General features: G+C 55.5%; 1 protein-coding gene. It reads right to left on the bottom strand.

Features of this window, described 5'->3' with window-relative positions; genetic code table 11:
• Window positions 1–45 precede the first annotated feature (45 nt).
• A partial coding sequence (locus tag ACK8OU_RS20475) for an SLBB domain-containing protein (RefSeq protein ID WP_410305166.1) occupies window positions 46–418 on the bottom strand: 373 nt, incomplete at its 5' end.

Raw genomic sequence — 418 nt, forward strand, 5'->3', positions numbered from 1 at the left:
CCTTCATCAGAGACCGATGTGTTTCTTGTGTGTGTGGTAAGCATTTCAGTTTCCTAGAGCATTGGCGCTGCGTGCTGTTCCCAAAAGCGGCGACAGCATGATCGACACAAATCGATTGAAATCAGCAGCATCAGCGGATGCCACATACGTTATATCAGTGGGCATAAGGCGGAACGCGCTTGCGAGTAGAAGGGCGTCGGGCCGCGAGAAGTCCAACTGATAGGCTGTTGCCAAGCCTGCATCCGCAGTAGGGCGAAACACGAACACCGATCGTGTCTGCGCCACTCGATCGTTGAGGCCGCCAACTTCTGCCAGAAGGTAGGCGAGATGCGCGTCTTCCACGGGGATTTCGATATTGGCTGGTCGGCTCACGCCTCCGTAAACTGCGAAGCGACGCGGTTCATGGGAGACATGTACC

Origin of the sequence: Pontitalea aquivivens, from assembly GCF_046507575.1 — a bacterium.
GTDB classification, from domain to species: Bacteria; Pseudomonadota; Alphaproteobacteria; order Rhodobacterales; family Rhodobacteraceae; genus Pontitalea; species Pontitalea aquivivens.